The sequence below is a fragment of the Paenibacillus silagei genome (assembly GCF_017874735.1).
GTDB lineage: Bacteria > Bacillota > Bacilli > Paenibacillales > Paenibacillaceae > Paenibacillus_AQ > Paenibacillus_AQ silagei.
The window spans coordinates 308,556-323,611 of record NZ_JAGGLV010000003.1; the positions used below are offsets into that span (position 1 = coordinate 308,556).

Below are 15,056 nucleotides of genomic sequence, written 5' to 3' on the forward strand. Positions count from 1 at the left end.
TGGATGTTGCTAAAAGTAGGCGAAGAGTAAAAGAGAGTGGGCATTCGTGCAATTTGGTGCAGCTATTACAATAATAGCCGCCAGTTACAGCAATCTTGCAATAGTACAGTAACAATCCTTTAAGCAGCATGCTATTCTTGGTCCAGCAACAGTAACAGTAACAGTAACACTAGCAACTTGCGTACAGTAGCACATGTCACACACTAGGACCAGGCATACGAACACCAGGATAGTTGCTGGAACGGGGAGGCGGGGCCGGAGATATATGTATGCGCTTACACTTAGGTGGTTTTGTGTTCGTCGGTAATTTTGTATTCGTCTTTTTTTTGTGTTCGTTTCTCTTCGATAACATTCCATTCAGTAGGCAGGTAATGCGTTCACATGGCTACCCGGTATCTATTTATGTATGTAAGACCAAGAATTAAGGGAGGCGTAATCGTTGAAGCAGATCAAACAATGGATGCTTACTCTTATGATGACGTTGCTGCTGACTGTAGTGCCAGCGGGGGCGGGGAGCGCGGCGGCTGTGCTGGAGGAGGTGCCTTTTCCGATGGATTCCAGCAATCAGGCGGGATGGTGGTCTCCTCTTGCCACTTACGGGCTTGGTTATGAGTATGCTTATATGGCTTATAACGCCCCGGGATCGATCCCCGGCAAGCATACGGTAGCTATTGCAAGAAGAGACAACGACGGGATATGGAGCAAGCTTCCGCTCATGGATGGGACAACCCCGGCGGAATATCTGGACGATCTCGGGCATAACCAGCCTTCTGTGGCGAGAGACGGGAGCGGACGGTTCCACGTTTTTGCTTCCATGCACAGCAATCCCTGGCACTACTACCGCTCAGATACCGTGGGCGGGATTCCGCAGAATCACTCGGACGAGCTGCCCGCAGGCATGACAGTAACCTATCCGGTAGTGACGACTGCTCCGAATGGAGATTTGTATTTGCTGGTGCGCGTTGACAAAGACCCGGCGGGCAAAAGAGAGGCCGTGCTATTCCGCTGGAACAATGCCGATTCCGTATGGACTCAGGTCAAGACCATTGCGGCGCATCTGAACCGGTCTGTCTATCCGGATGACCTGGTTTTTGATGCGAATGGCGACCTGCATATCTTGTTCGAGTGGGCATACTTTGCCGCCAGCCCGCTGCGCCATCAGTTGTCCTATCTGAAGTACAGCCCGTTCACGGGGGTATTCAGCAAAGCGGATGGAGCTCCGGTTACAGCGCCAGTCTCCCTGACTACGGCGGATATTGTGCAGCCTATGGCTCCAAGTGAAGCCTATGTGCAGAGCGGCAGCGACCCCGGCGGACCGGGCGTGCAGAGTGCCAAGATGACGCTTGATTCAGCGGGACGTCCGGTGATCGCTTACCGCTACCGTGAGGAGGGCAGCACTAGCTTTGCTGTGAAGCAGGCCACTTACGGTGCAGGGGGCTGGAACTTACAGACCGTCTATAACGCTGCCCCCACCAACGCGGCCATTGATGTGACCTGGACGGGTACAACATCCAGAATCTATTATGTCAAAAGCAGCGGTACTGACCGTGCGTTCATGGCAGTGAATACCGGCGGAGGCTGGACAGAGAGCTCGCTTGCACCGGGTATTCCGGTGGAAAGGCTGGCGGTAGACCGCAGTCCGAAGGGCATTGACATCTTGTACCTGGTAGATGTAACGAACCTGAAGCTTTACTATGGTCGAAATAACTTAGTTGACCATCAGAATTCAACAAGTGATTTCATTCCATAAATGAGGTAAGGTACAGAGCTGCGTTCGGAACGAATAAACAGGGCTAAGTGTATTTTGTACAACTAAAAACAGGGAAACGGAAGACTTTCCACTTCTAATTGTAGTCTGTACAACTACATTTGCCCGGATGGGCGAAAATCCAGGTATAGGGGCATTTTAATTGCATGAACTACATCTAAACGGAGATTTGGCGGCATATCGGACGATTTAGTTGTACGAATTGCAATTAAGCCTATCCCTTCCACCCTAATCGGGCTGAGGCAACCCCTCAACAAGCCATTAGTAAAGTAATTCTCACACGTTTAAACCTGATGAGCTACTAGGCTGTGCTGGTGAGTAGCTGTAACCATGTTATCTACCAAAAGAAAGAACCCGGGCATTCGTCCGGGTTCTTTCTTATTGCATCTATACAATTCAATCAGCAGTTACACAGCATCTCTGCCGGCTCGGGAATGTTCTGGCGTACGATGTGCGCTCCATTGCAACGGCTGAGGATCTGCTGTAGGCGTGTTTTGCCGATCAACAGGATACGTACTTGAAAATTGTTGGCCTGGGCGCATTCTGAAGTACAAGGATACATTGATCTGCTATAATATTTCATTAAAGAATATTGCGAGGCAAGGGGGAACATCAAGATCATGATTATATCGCTTGAAAATGTATCCTGGCGGCGTGAGCAGACGATGATTCTGCACGAGATGAATTGGCAGGTGGAGAAGGGACAGCACTGGTGCATTGTTGGTCTGAACGGCTCAGGTAAGACGACTATGCTGAACGTTGTGAACGGCTATATCTGGCCAACGAAGGGACAAGTGGAGGTGCTGGGCCACCGCTTCGGCGATGTAGACCTGAGAGAGCTGCGCAAGCGGATCGGCTGGGTCAGCACCTCTTTGCAGCAGAAGCTGTACGGCCATCAGACGGCGCTGAACATCATACTGAGCGGCAAATTCGCCACGATCGGGCTGTACGACAAGACGGAAGTAGAGGATTTGAAGCAGGCAGAGGAACTGCTAGAATTCCTGGATTGCTCGGCCCTGGCTACACGCACTTATGATACCTTATCCCAGGGGCAGCGACAGAAGATCCTCATTGCCCGCGCGCTAATCGCCAATCCCGAGCTGCTTATTCTGGACGAGCCGTGCACAGGGCTGGATATTTTTGCGCGGGAGCAGCTGCTGCAGATGATCGAGAAAATCACGAAGCAGGAGGGCGGCCCCACTTTGCTGTATGTGACTCATCATATTGAGGAGATTACTCCCTGCTTCACACATACCCTGCTGGTTAAGAAAGGGGAAATCTACAAAGCTGACGAGACAGCAGAGTGCCTGAAGTCCGAGGTGCTTAGCGATTTCTTCGATATCCCGGTTGAGGTTCAGGAGCATCATGACCGGAGATGGCTGACTTTGGGCTAAAATAAGTGGCACGCCGAGGAAGGCATGACAATTAGTGTTTTGTACCCGGGAGACATGACGTGTCCATTCCATCAAGTCCGTAATATTGTGTAGGGCAGGACCATAAAAACCACAATATTAGGAGGAATGGATTATTGCAGACGAAGGATGCAATCAGACCGCTTCCGGATCTTGCTCACATGCAGAGGGGAACTCCACTTATGCAAACGGCTTTGCTTCCCATGCTGAGGGGTATGAGACCACAGCCTATGCTCCTGCGTCTCATGCTGAAGGCTACAAGACCATTGCATTTTTGGATACGGCCCATGCCGAAGGGAATGTCACGCTGGCATTATCACCAGCCTCACATGCGGAGGGCTACCAGACTCATGCAGTCAGTGACGCCGCCCACGCTGAGGGAGGTCTCACTACTGCTTCCGGAAGTCAATCTCACGCTGAGGGTGCTCAGACGACTGCTTCGGGTGTAGCTTCACATGCAGAAGGCAATCAGACGCTTGCATCTGGCCAATCTTCACATGCGGAAGGGAGAAACAGCATTGCAAGTGGTGATTTTTCCCACGCAGAGGGCGGTGATACCCTGGCTGCGGGTAGCGGTTCTCATGCAGAAGGCGCCCTTACTCAGGCCAATGGACTCGTTTCGCATGCAGAAGGTTTTTCCACAATTGCAGGCGGATTAAACTCACACGCTGAAGGTAGTTATACTGTCGTTCTTCCAGAACACTCTGATTCTCACATCATGGGTTCAGGTGGTCATACTCTTTATCCCGGTTCCTGGCATTTAGCCAACGGGAGTTCATCTGCCCCCGACTTGGCTGCTGTGCTTCAGGGGTCTACCGGAAATTTATACCTTCAAGGCACTGTAATAAATCCAGGGGCAGATTATGCCGAAATGTTTGAGACGGTGGACGGATTGCCGATAGAACCTGGCTATTTTGTTACTCTGGACGGGAAAAGGGTCAGAAAAGCAACCCCGGAAGATAAATACATCTTGGGCGTGGTCAGTGCTACCCCTTCTGTTCTTGGAGACGCAAGTCATTTGCACTGGAAGGGGAAATACGAAAGGGATGAATGGGGCAGGATCAAATATGATGAGCGGGAAGTGGAGGCAGTGAGAGACGACAAGGGCAAGGTTCTGATTCCTGCATATATTAGGAACACGGCAGTAATCAATTCCGAATTCGACCCTTCCCAAACTTATGTTTCGCGGATCGATCGCCCGGAGTGGGTGGCTGTCGGAACCATGGGCAAGCTTCTGGTCCGGGATAATGGAACCTGTCAGGTGAACGGATATTGTATGCCTGATGAGAACGGAGTGGCTACTGCTTCTGTCGACGGGTACCGCGTTATTGAACGAACAGCACCTGGTCAAATCAGAATTTATGTGAAATAAATGATTACTAAGACGTGTTTCAAGAATCCATAATAAATATTGTTTTGTACCCGGGAGACATGCCGTGTCCATTCCATCAAGTCCGTAATATTGTGTAGGGCAGGACCATAAAAACCACAATATTAGGAGGAATGGATTATGGCAGACGAAGGATGCAATCAGACCGCTTCCGGATCTTGCTCACATGCAGAGGGGAACTCCACGACCGCAAGCGGGTTTGCTTCTCACGCTGAGGGGTATGAGACTACATCCAGTGCCTCTGCGTCTCACGCTGAAGGCTACCAGACCATTGCATTTTTGGATATGGCCCATGCCGAAGGGAATGGTACGCTTGCATCAGGACCAGCCTCACATGCGGAAGGCTACAGGACCTTTGCTGTTAATGACGCTGCCCATGCTGAGGGAGGATTAACTACGGCTTCCGGAACTCAATCTCACGCTGAGGGTGCTCAGACGACTGCTTCGGGAACTCAATCCCACGCCGAGGGCAATCAAACGACTGCATCAGGTGAAATCTCACATGCGGAAGGGCAATATAGCACTGCAAGCGGTGCTTTTGCCCACGCAGAAGGCGGAGATACCCTGGCTGCCGGTAATGGTTCTCATGCAGAAGGGCTACTAACTCAGGCAAATGGACTCTCTTCGCATGCAGAAGGTTTTTCTACAATTGCAGGCGGATCAAATTCGCACGCTGAAGGTAGTAATACTATCGCTCTTCCTGACCACCCTAATTCTCACATCATGGGTACGAATGGTCAAACTCTTTACCCCGGTTCCTGGCATTTAGCCAACGGGAGTTCATCTGCCCCCGATTTGGCTGCGGTGCTCCAGGGTTCTACAGGAAATTTATATCTTCAAGGCACTGTAATATCTCCTGGGGCAGACTATGCCGAAATGTTTGAGACGGTGGATGGATTGCCGATAGAGCCTGGATATTTTGTAACCACGGATGGAGAGCGGGTCAGAAAAGCAACCCCGTCAGATCAATATATCTTGGGCGTGGTCAGTGCAAGTCCTTCCTTCCTTGGGAACGCAAGCCACTTGAACTGGTCAGGAAAATACGCAGTTGATAAATGGGGCAGGGTCATCTATGAAGATCGGGCAGTAGAGGCTGTGACAGATAATGAGGGAAATATCCTGGCACCTGCCCATTTTGTGAACACGGCCGTGATCAATCCCCAATTCGACCCTTCCCAAACCTATGTGTCACGGATGGATCGTCCAGAGTGGGTGGCTGTAGGAACCATGGGTAAGCTGCTGGTCCGTGATGATGGAACCTGTCAGGTGAACGGATTCTGTCTGCCTGGTGAGAATGGGGTAGCAACCGCTTCAGTAGAAGGGTACCGGGTTCTCGCCAGAACAGCACCTGATCAAATCCGAATTTATGTGAAATAAAGATGATTCAGCAAGAAGGTGCAGCTAAAAAATATAGAGCAGCGATCCCCTGTTAACGGAGATCGCTGCTTTTGTGATGGAGAAATTATTGATACTTCGGCAACCAGTCACCATGAGCCGCGATCAGGTCGTCGCACATGCTGACAATGTCGTCCATCGACAGTTCGGCGGCGGTATGCGGGTCCAGCATGGCGGCGTGATAGATATGCTCCTTTTTACGAGTCATAGCGGCTTCTATGGTCAGGAGCTGGGTGTTGATGTTGGTCCGGTTCAGCGCTGCGCACTGCGGAGGCAGATCACCCACGAAGGTTGGCGTTACGCCACTTCTGTCCACGAGACAAGGCACCTCGACACAAGCTTCCTTCGGCAGATTGGTGATTAGGCCAGTATTCATCACATTGCCGCCGATCTTGAACGGCACATCCGTCTCCATGGCTTCCAGGATGTAAGAGGCATACTCATGGGAACGCTCATGCGTCAGATCCTGGTTGTTCACCAGATCTCCGCGCATCTGCTCCCAGCCCTTAATCTGTTCCACGCAGCGGCGCGGATATTCATCCAGCGGAATCTGGAAGCGTTCGATCAGCTCCGGGTAGTTCCGCTTGATGAAGTACGGATGATACTCGGCATTGTGCTCGGAGGATTCCGTAATATAGTAGCCGAATTTCAGCATCATCTCATAGCGGACCATATCGTAGTGCGGCTCAAGCTGCTTCTCGGCCGCGCGCCGTTTGATCTCCGGGTACAGATCTTCGCCGTCTCTGGTGACTTCGAGCAGCCAGGCCATGTGGTTGATCCCGGCGATTTTGGCTTGAACGCCTGTCTTGTCAATGCCGAGGTGATCGAATAATCCGGGAATACATTGCTGTACGCTGTGACACAGGCCGATTGTATTCACGCCGCCGTAGGTATTCATGACATTCGTCAGAACGGCCATCGGGTTCGTATAATTCAGGAACAGCGCATTCGGGCACACCTCGCGGATATCCGCTGCAAAATCCAGCATCACCGGAATGGTCCGCAGGTTGCGGAAGATCCCGCCAATGCCCACGGTGTCAGCGATCGTCTGGCGCAGGCCGTATTTCTTGGGAATCTCAAAATCCGTAATCGTACAAGGATCGTACCCGCCAACCTGAATGGCGTTCACCACATATTTGGCACCGCGCAGCGCTTCCTTACGGTCGGTATATGTGGTCACAGTGCATGTGCTGCCGCTGCTTTTCTTCAGATTCTGGAGCATACTCGCTGAGTCATTCAAGCGCTGAAGATCGATATCGAATAATGCAAGCTCGAAGCCCTGAAGGGCAGGTGTAGCCATGATATCGCCGAGGACATTCTTCGCGAAGACGGTACTTCCGGCACCGATAAATGTAACTTTAGACATAAGTGATAAGCCTCCTATAAGATGCGTGAAAAGCCTTCTGTCATACAGCCGCTTGCGGACGAAACTGACATAAATGTGCTGAAACAGAAGCTTTTTTCGCTGATTTCTACTATAATCACTATAGAATAGAACCGCTGCGCGGGCTATGGAGAAAGACAAGATACATATGGAGGAATGTTGCATGGACCCGGAGCATTATGAATTCACCCTGGGCATCAACCTGACCCCGGAGGAGCAGGAGCTGTCCGTGCTGTTCAGCGGGGAAGGGAGGCCGCATCCCGGCCACACCGTCGGACCGTCTGTACATGATTTCTACCTGATCCATACCGTTCTTGCGGGCAGCGGCCGGTTCGAGACCGAAACGTTCTCGGCGGAGTGCAAGGCGGGCGACACCTTCGCGATTATCCCCGGCATGTTATTCAGCTACAAGGCGGATACGGACCACCCGTGGCATTATGCCTGGGTTGCCTTGCAGGGCATCGGCGTACTGGATCAGCTTCGGGCAGTAGGGATTACCAGGGAACGGCCCTTCGCCCATTCCGGCAATGTCCCGGAGCTGCATAGCCTGTATACCGGCATCCGGCAATCCTTCAAGCAATCCGCATATCCGCGGCTGGAGAGCCTGGAGGCTTCCGGCTGGGTGCGGCTGCTGCTTCACCGCTTCGGGCGGGACAATCTGGATCAATTGCCGCCGCATCCGTCTGAAATGCCGGAGATGATCGACCGGCAGATCGACCAGGCGATCCGTTGGATTACGCTGCAATTCCACCAGCAGCTCAGCATTGATCACATCGCGTCTTCGCTCGGCTATCACCGGGTTCATCTATCCAAGGCCTTCAAGCAGCGGACCGGAATGTCACCGAAGCAGTATCTGCTCAAAGTCAGGATGGACAAGGCCAAGGAGCTGCTCGCAAGCCCGCTGACCATCGAACAGGTGGCCTCCTCGGTCGGCTTCAATGATGCCCTGTATTTCTCCAAGCAATTCCGCAAAGCTACGGGCATGCCGCCGAGTGAATACCGGGCCGCACTTAGGAACGGGAACGAAAAAGATACAGGAGGATCAAACATATGAAACCGCAAGTTCAGCGAATCCGTGATCTGACCATAGTACGAAGAGAGGGAGGGCGCTTGCTGGTCATCGGCTGCGATTCCAGCGCCAGCATCGGGAATAAGCCGATGGATGCGGTGCAGACACCCCCGGCTGTTGCAGGCTATTATGCTGCCAGAGTTGCAGTAATGGAGGTGCTGTCTGTGGGGGCGGAGATCTTAACGGTCATCGACACCCTGGCGGTAGAGAAGGAGCCTACAGGGAATGAGATTATCGGGGGCATCCACAGGCTGCTTCAGGAAGCCGGACTGACTGCCGCCCACGTGAACGGCAGCACCGAGGATAATTTCGTGACCTGCCAGACAGGAATAGGAATCACTGTAATCGGGGAGGCGGATGAGACGCAGTTGAAGCTGGGGTGCTCACAGGGCGGAGACTGTATCGTGATGCTGGGCGAACCGCTGGTCGGAAGCGCTGTTCTGGAGCAGGAAGCAAGCCAGTGTACCCTCCGGCAGCTTCAGCTTCTGGCAGGCGCGCCGGAGGTCCACGACATTCACCCGGTCGGCTCGAAGGGAGCCGGGTATGAAGCAGGACTGCTGGCGGAGCTAAGCGGCTGCAGCTTCCAGCCGGTGCCAGGAATAGAGGATAAGCTGCAGGCATCCGGGGGGCCGGCGACAGCGGTGATTTTTGCGGCAGAGGAACGCAGGATTAGCGACCTTCAGTCCAGAGTAGGGGGTAAAATGGAGATTATCGGTTATTTGCAGCCTTGACTGGCCTGTGTAAGATCCATACAAGTGCGAATCAAGGCGGCTTGGATTAAGGCAAATCTGCCTTGCCAGCAAACAAATGGATAAACGTATCTTAATTTCCCTATTTCTGCGAAATGTCCTGAAGCAAGTGGAAAAATAGCAACTGCTGCTTACGGATTGGGCCGTTTCAGGTAAACAGTGATTATTTAAGTGCCATTTTTCCAATTGTTTACCTCGCGTGACCCATACGTTCCTCAGGAAGTGGAGAAAATCCAACTAAATGCTCTCCCGCAAGCATACACATCCCAGTCTCATGCGCTATCCAAGCGCAATGGTATGAGCTGGAGAATATACAACCTTTCTATCAATTTTTCAATCAGCATAAGCATCTGTTTCAATAAGGCTTAATAAGCGCCAGGAAGCGCCACAATTGACATCATTCAAATTCAAAGTTATTATAGACACACATAGTCCTTAATAAGGGCGATGCTGATGTACATTGCAGATAGGCGATGTAGATTGGACGATGCAGGTTGGTCGACGCAGATGTTCATTACAGATTGACAGTACAGATTGACATTACAGATTGGCAGTACAGATTGGTCGATGCAGTTGTGCGATACAGATTGGCGACGCAGGTGAGCGATGGAGATGCGGTGTCTATTTTTTTGTAATATTCACGGACTACAGAAGTCTCTAATATCCGCAAATCGACCTGCCGTCACCGCCACACCAGACACCAACCACTCAAACCAACCACAGGGAGGACTTACAAATGACGAATCTGAAAAATAATGATGCCGCAAATGTAGTTAATACAGATGCAGCAAATACCGCAAATGCAGATGCAGTAATTATCGGCGGTGGCCCAGCCGGGCTTAATGCTGCGCTGATGCTGGGCCGTGCACGCAAACGGACGATTGTTATAGATGCCGGGCAGCCGCGTAATGCGGTCACCCGGGAAGCGCACGGCTTTCTGACCCGGGACGGGATCGCTCCGTTCGAACTCCGGCGGATTGCCATAGAACAGCTAGGCGCTTATCCATCCGTTTCACACATTGAAGATACAGTAGTGTCCATTACCGGGGCGGATGGCGCCTTCCTGCTGGAGACGGCTTCAGGGCTTAAGCTGACCAGCAAGAAGCTGCTGTTCGCCGCAGGCATGAAGGACCGCAGGCTGGACATTCCGGGGCTGGCCAAGGTCTACGGGAAGAGCGCCTTTGTCTGTCCGTACTGCGATGGCTGGGAATTAAGAGATCAGCCGCTGGTAATCATCAGCAGAGGAGCAGCACTCATGCATCTGGCTCCGTTGTTATATGGGTGGACTAAGCAATTTGCGGTCTGCACGAATGGACCCGATGAGCTGACAGAAGCAGAACGCGAAGAATTGCGTGCCCACGCTATTCCGTTATTCGATACTCCTATTCGTGAGATTGCATCAGAGGAAGGCATGGTTAACCATGTGAAGCTTATGGATGGAACAGAAATTCCGTGTACCGGAATCTTCTTCCGGCCCGAGCTGGCTCCGGGAACGGATCTGCCGCATTCCCTGGGCTGCCGGATATCTGAGCAGGGTATCCTTGAAATCGGCGAGTCCGGCCAGACCAGCGTGCCCGGGATCTACGCCGCCGGGGATGCCGCCACCATGATGCATCAATCCATCGCTGCTGCCGCATCGGGCGCGCTGGCTGCTGCTGCGGTGAATGGCGAATTGAACCGGGAAGCCTGGAAGGCCGGGCTTGCATAATTTTTCCCCAAATAGCACAGGATAACATCACTATGAATATGAAATTCAAAGGATAGCGCAGGGAGGGAGTACGGATGAATACTGCATCGGAAGCAGAACAGGAGACCCAGCTGACCCGGCGGCTGGCAGAGAATGGACAGGTGCTGCGCGGAGTGTTTGCGGGCTGTGAGGATGTGGTGTTCCATTCGTTCCAGACGATTCATCGTACTTCCGCGCTCTGTGTGTACTGTACAGGATTATGTAATACGGAGCGGCTGGAGCAGCAATTGCTGGCCCCGCTGGAGCAGACTGGTCTTGCAGTTGAACCGGCAGTGGAAGGGTCTGCTGAGGTTCCGGTCGCCTCGATTCACCAGATTAGAACCGTAGGACAAGCCGTAACAGCGATCCTGGACGGTGAAGCTGTGCTTTTGCTGGACGGCCAGGCTTCGGGTAAGGGCTATCCTCTATACAAGGTGCCCACTCGGACTCCCGAAGAACCGGCGGCTGAATCCACTGTGCGCGGTGCCCGTGACGGATTCACGGAAGCTCTGGCTACGAATCAGTCTCTATTGCGTATGCGGCTTAAAACGCCAGCATTGAAGCTGCACTCTAACACTATTGGAGAGTACAGCCATACGAAGGTCACCCTCGTTTATGTGGAAGGAATCATTCAGCCGGGACTGGTCACTGAAGTCAATAAACGGCTAAGCCGCCTGAATATCAAGGATGTGCTGGAGAGCCAGTATATTGAACAGGGCATCATTGACCAGCCCTTTTCGCCGTTTCCGCAGATGATTGCCACGGAACGCCCGGATGTGGTGGTCTCCAATCTGCTGGAGGGCCGGTTTGCGCTCTTGATTGACGGGACTCCCTTCAGTCTGATTGCCCCGGTTAACATGTTCTCCATGCTGCAATCCCCGGAGGATTACTACGAGAACATTTACATGAGTATTTTTGTCCGCTGGCTCAGATACATCTTCTATGCTCTGTCGCTCCTGCTCCCTTCGGCTTACGTCGCCATCACCACCTTCCATCAGGAGATGATACCTACCGTACTGCTGCTGAGTATCGCGCGGGCGAGAGAGGAGATCCCTTTTCCGGCCCTGGTGGAAGCGCTCATTATGGAGATAGCCTTCGAGGCGCTGCGGGAGGCCGGCGTCCGGCTGCCGAAGCAGATAGGTTCCGCTGTCAGTATCGTGGGCGCACTAATCATAGGCCAGGCTGCCACCACTGCGGGAATTGTCTCTGCACCGATGATCATTATCGTGGCTATCACGGGCATTGCATCCTTCATGGTTCCGCGTTATTCCGCCAGTATCGCAACCCGTCTGCTGCGGTTCCCCATGATGATTCTGGCAGGCACGATGGGGCTGATCGGCGTCATGCTCGGCATCATCCTGGTGGTCATTCATCTTAGCAGTCTGCGTTCGTTCGGCAGGCCCTATCTGTCACCGGCAGCTCCGACATTCAGCAAGGGCTTGAAGGATGTATTGTGGATCTCGCAGCCGCGGAGCAAATGACGGCAGCCGGACTTCACCAGAGAAGGGGATTCTTATGTTGACTGACAAAGGGAAAATATCTGTTACCCAGCTGGCCTTCCTTGTTTTTCCCTCGATTCTTGCCACCGCTATCCTGTCTGTCCCCGGGATCACCATGCATTATGCAGGACATGATATGTGGTTATCGCCCATCCTGGGCTCGCTGATTGGTGTAACGGTTATAGGGATCTCGCTTGGACTGAACCGGCTTTATCCCGGCAAGACCATTATGCAGTCCAGTCTGCTGATCGCCGGGTGGCTGCCGGGCAAGGTGATCGGGCTGGGTTTTCTGCTCTTTCTGCCCCATTTGAACGGCCTGATTATTCTGGAATACGGCGAGTTCATTGTGAATAATGCACTTCCCAAGACGCCGCTGCTTGTCATTATGGGGACGATGGTTGCGGTCTGCGCGATTAATGTAAGGCAGGGCATAGAGGTGGTCAGCCGGACCGCCCAGGTGTTCGTTACGCTCCTGGTGGTGATGCTCTGCCTGATCTTTGTGCTCCTGACCGGAGAACTCCGGCCTGCCGAGCTGCTTCCGTTCATGGAGAACGGATTCGTTCCTATCGCCAAAGGCGCGGTGGCTCCGGCGGCATGGTTCAGTGAATATACTGTGCTGGCCTTTCTGCTGCCCTACATCAACAGCAAGAAACATCTGGGCCGGACGATGCTCGTTTCGCTTGTCGTAACGACACTGGCGATGACGGTGACCAATCTGTTCTGCCTGCTGCTGATGGGTGATTTGACGGACAGCTTTGCTTTTCCGGTGATGATTGCTGCACGTTACATTACGATTGCCGATTTCTTGCAGCATATTGAGGCGCTCATTATTGCGATCTGGATCTTCGGGATCTTTGTCAAAATCTCTGTCTTTCTCTACATCTTCGCCACCTCAGCCGCTGAATGGTTCGGGCTGGACGATTATAGACCGCTGGTGATACCGCTCGCCTTCGTAAGCATGTTGTTCTCTTACTGGGTAGTGACGGGCGCTGCGGGCGCGGCTGCGCTTATCAGTGCTTCGGCTAACATATATACAATGATGTTCCTGGTGGGGCTTCCCGCCGCAATCTATGGACTGGCTCTGCTAAAGAAGGGGCTGAAGCTTCTGAGCAAGGGATGATGATAAGGAGGGAGGGCAATGCGGGGCTGCAGAGTCATGATTATGCTGCTGCTGAGCAGTATACTGCTCAGCGGATGCTGGGACCGGACGGAGATCAATGACCTGGCCATCGTGCTCGCCACCGGCGTGGATTATAAAGACGGCCAGGCACAATTGACGGCCCAGATCTTCATTCCGCGTAAAGGAAGCGGCGGCTCGGAGAGCGGCGGGGCAGGCGAAAGCGCAAGCGGAGTCACCATGACCCGCACTGCTGAAGGAGTGAACATTGCGGAAGCCTTGAACCGGCTGCAGCGGAAGGTCGCCCGCCATATGTTCTGGGGCCAATGTGAGGTGATTGTGATCAGTGAAGAGGCGGGGAAGCAGGGGCTGCGTGAATTCGTCGATTTCTTCCTCCGTTATCCGCAGTTCCGCGAACATGCGTATATCTTCTCCAGCAAGGATTCCGCCAAGGATATTCTTGCCCTGCTGGACCCGCTGGAGCGCAGCTCCTCCGAATCTCTCCGGGAAATGGCGAATATGAACCTGGGCACGCGTGTGACTCTGCTGGAATTATCCCAATCCATTCAGGGAGCCAGCGGTTCGGCCATCTTAACCCGTATCCTGATTGCTCCCCCGGAACCGAACGATGGACCGAATGCGACGACCCCCTCACTCAAGGGGTTAAGCCTGTATAAGCACGGCCGTTATTCCCTCACTGTAAAAGAACCGGTAAGCCTCGGAGTACTGCTCATGATTAATGAGCTTAATAATATTATCATGCCGGTTACTCTGGAAGGGGAGAAGGGGGCCTTCTCGATCCTGTCTAAACAAATCACCACCATGCTGAAGCCAAGCATCGTCAACGGGGAATGGATGATGAAGGTCCGGATTGTGGCGAGTGGAGAGGTCGTTCTGAATACAACCGATGCCAATCTGACTGATCCGTCGAAGGTGATGGCGCTGAAGAAGGCTTGGGAGAAGCGGCTTAAGGAAGCTGCCGATCAGGCACTCCATATGTCCCAAAAGGAGCAGAAGACCGACTTTTACAGATTCGCCGATTCCTTCCGCAAACATTACCCGCAAGAGTGGAAGGCAAAGAAGGAACAGTGGGAGACTATGTACCCCGAGCTGCAGGTGGTGGTCTCCGTCAAGACGAGCATTACCGGGAACGGAAGATCAACCGGGCCCCAAGGCATACCAGAGCAATCGGCCAACTGACGGAGGGTACGCCTGAATTCCAGCAACCATACAAGGATGTGGGAAGCATGAAAATAGCAATGACCCTATCGATTCTGCTGCTTTCCTGCGGGATCATTATTTTTGAATTCCGGGGCAGTAAGGACAAGAAAGCCAGAAAGGTGATTGCAGGCATTACGTTTACTGCGGCGGGGCTTACCATTCTTCTGTTATTTCAACCAGGCCTGCCGGGTCCCACCGAGCTGGTGAAGCTGTTGTTCGGCAGAATCGATCTGATTATGAAATGAAGCTTAAGGCAGTCCCTCCGGGGGCTGTCTTTTAAGTTATTACCAAATTCATTTAAGCGATTACATTTTCATATCTTCCGG

12 protein-coding genes are annotated in these 15,056 nt (G+C 52.8%); 11 read left to right on the forward strand and 1 reads right to left on the reverse strand.

Features of this window, described 5'->3' with window-relative positions:
- The first annotated feature begins 439 nt into the window (after positions 1–439).
- The 4 genes from J2Z70_RS06780 to J2Z70_RS06795 all read left to right on the forward strand — a co-directional run bounded on the left by J2Z70_RS06780 (position 440) and on the right by J2Z70_RS06795 (position 5,947).
- A complete protein-coding gene (locus tag J2Z70_RS06780; RefSeq protein ID WP_209870780.1) occupies positions 440–1,750 on the forward strand; it encodes a BNR-4 repeat-containing protein in 1,311 nt (436 codons plus the stop codon).
- Between the two features lie 638 nt (positions 1,751–2,388).
- Positions 2,389–3,162: an ABC transporter ATP-binding protein gene (locus tag J2Z70_RS06785; RefSeq protein WP_209870783.1), complete on the forward strand. Its 774-nt coding sequence runs from the start codon at positions 2,389–2,391 to the stop codon at positions 3,160–3,162.
- A 292-nt stretch (positions 3,163–3,454) separates the two neighbouring features.
- On the forward strand, positions 3,455–4,552 hold the full coding sequence (locus J2Z70_RS06790) for a peptidase G2 autoproteolytic cleavage domain-containing protein (protein ID WP_245368028.1): 1,098 nt from the start codon (positions 3,455–3,457) through the stop codon (positions 4,550–4,552).
- Positions 4,553–4,690: 138 nt separating this feature from the next.
- Entirely contained in the window at positions 4,691–5,947 is a 1,257-nt protein-coding gene (locus J2Z70_RS06795; protein WP_209870787.1) for a peptidase G2 autoproteolytic cleavage domain-containing protein, read from the forward strand.
- 85 nt (positions 5,948–6,032) lie between these two features.
- Here J2Z70_RS06795 and melA read toward each other — a convergent pair whose 3' ends face one another.
- On the reverse strand, positions 6,033–7,331 hold the full coding sequence (gene melA / locus J2Z70_RS06800; protein WP_209870790.1) for an alpha-glucosidase/alpha-galactosidase: 1,299 nt from the start codon (positions 7,329–7,331) through the stop codon (positions 6,033–6,035).
- Between the two features lie 181 nt (positions 7,332–7,512).
- Between melA and J2Z70_RS06805 the strand changes: the two genes are divergently transcribed.
- From J2Z70_RS06805 to J2Z70_RS06835, 7 genes are all read left to right on the forward strand, one after another.
- Positions 7,513–8,403 carry an AraC family transcriptional regulator gene (locus J2Z70_RS06805; RefSeq protein ID WP_209870793.1) on the forward strand — a complete coding sequence of 297 codons (891 nt, stop codon included), beginning with the start codon at positions 7,513–7,515 and terminating at the stop codon, positions 8,401–8,403.
- Positions 8,400–9,149: an AIR synthase related protein gene (locus J2Z70_RS06810; RefSeq protein WP_209870795.1), complete on the forward strand. Its 750-nt coding sequence runs from the start codon at positions 8,400–8,402 to the stop codon at positions 9,147–9,149. The genes J2Z70_RS06805 and J2Z70_RS06810 overlap by 4 nt, the downstream gene beginning before the upstream one ends.
- Positions 9,150–9,903: 754 nt before the next feature.
- Entirely contained in the window at positions 9,904–10,875 is a 972-nt protein-coding gene (locus J2Z70_RS06815; protein WP_209870798.1) for an NAD(P)/FAD-dependent oxidoreductase, read from the forward strand.
- Positions 10,876–10,949: 74 nt separating this feature from the next.
- Positions 10,950–12,374: a spore germination protein gene (locus J2Z70_RS06820; protein WP_209870801.1), complete on the forward strand. Its 1,425-nt coding sequence runs from the start codon at positions 10,950–10,952 to the stop codon at positions 12,372–12,374.
- 34 nt (positions 12,375–12,408) lie between these two features.
- Positions 12,409–13,512 (forward strand): GerAB/ArcD/ProY family transporter, encoded by a 1,104-nt coding sequence (locus tag J2Z70_RS06825; RefSeq protein ID WP_209870804.1) that lies wholly within the window; start codon positions 12,409–12,411, stop codon positions 13,510–13,512.
- Between the two features lie 18 nt (positions 13,513–13,530).
- Complete coding sequence (locus J2Z70_RS06830) at positions 13,531–14,709, forward strand: Ger(x)C family spore germination protein (RefSeq protein ID WP_209870806.1); 1,179 nt, start codon at positions 13,531–13,533, stop codon at positions 14,707–14,709.
- 47 nt (positions 14,710–14,756) lie between these two features.
- Positions 14,757–14,975, forward strand: coding sequence for a hypothetical protein (locus tag J2Z70_RS06835; RefSeq protein ID WP_209870809.1), 219 nt, complete (start codon positions 14,757–14,759; stop codon positions 14,973–14,975).
- Positions 14,976–15,056: the final 81 nt, after the last annotated feature.

What these genes read in the sequence shown, in the direction of transcription:
- J2Z70_RS06785 (WP_209870783.1), top strand. Translation starts at nt 2,389, where the DNA reads ATGATTATATCGCTTGAAAATGTATCCTGGCGGCGTGAGCAGACGATG.
- J2Z70_RS06795 (WP_209870787.1), top strand. Translation starts at nt 4,691, where the DNA reads ATGGCAGACGAAGGATGCAATCAGACCGCTTCCGGATCTTGCTCACAT.
- melA (WP_209870790.1), bottom strand. Translation starts at nt 7,331, where the DNA reads ATGTCTAAAGTTACATTTATCGGTGCCGGAAGTACCGTCTTCGCGAAG.
- J2Z70_RS06805 (WP_209870793.1), top strand. Translation starts at nt 7,513, where the DNA reads ATGGACCCGGAGCATTATGAATTCACCCTGGGCATCAACCTGACCCCG.
- J2Z70_RS06810 (WP_209870795.1), top strand. Translation starts at nt 8,400, where the DNA reads ATGAAACCGCAAGTTCAGCGAATCCGTGATCTGACCATAGTACGAAGA.
- J2Z70_RS06815 (WP_209870798.1), top strand. Translation starts at nt 9,904, where the DNA reads ATGACGAATCTGAAAAATAATGATGCCGCAAATGTAGTTAATACAGAT.
- J2Z70_RS06820 (WP_209870801.1), top strand. Translation starts at nt 10,950, where the DNA reads ATGAATACTGCATCGGAAGCAGAACAGGAGACCCAGCTGACCCGGCGG.
- J2Z70_RS06825 (WP_209870804.1), top strand. Translation starts at nt 12,409, where the DNA reads ATGTTGACTGACAAAGGGAAAATATCTGTTACCCAGCTGGCCTTCCTT.
- J2Z70_RS06830 (WP_209870806.1), top strand. Translation starts at nt 13,531, where the DNA reads ATGCGGGGCTGCAGAGTCATGATTATGCTGCTGCTGAGCAGTATACTG.
- J2Z70_RS06835 (WP_209870809.1), top strand. Translation starts at nt 14,757, where the DNA reads ATGAAAATAGCAATGACCCTATCGATTCTGCTGCTTTCCTGCGGGATC.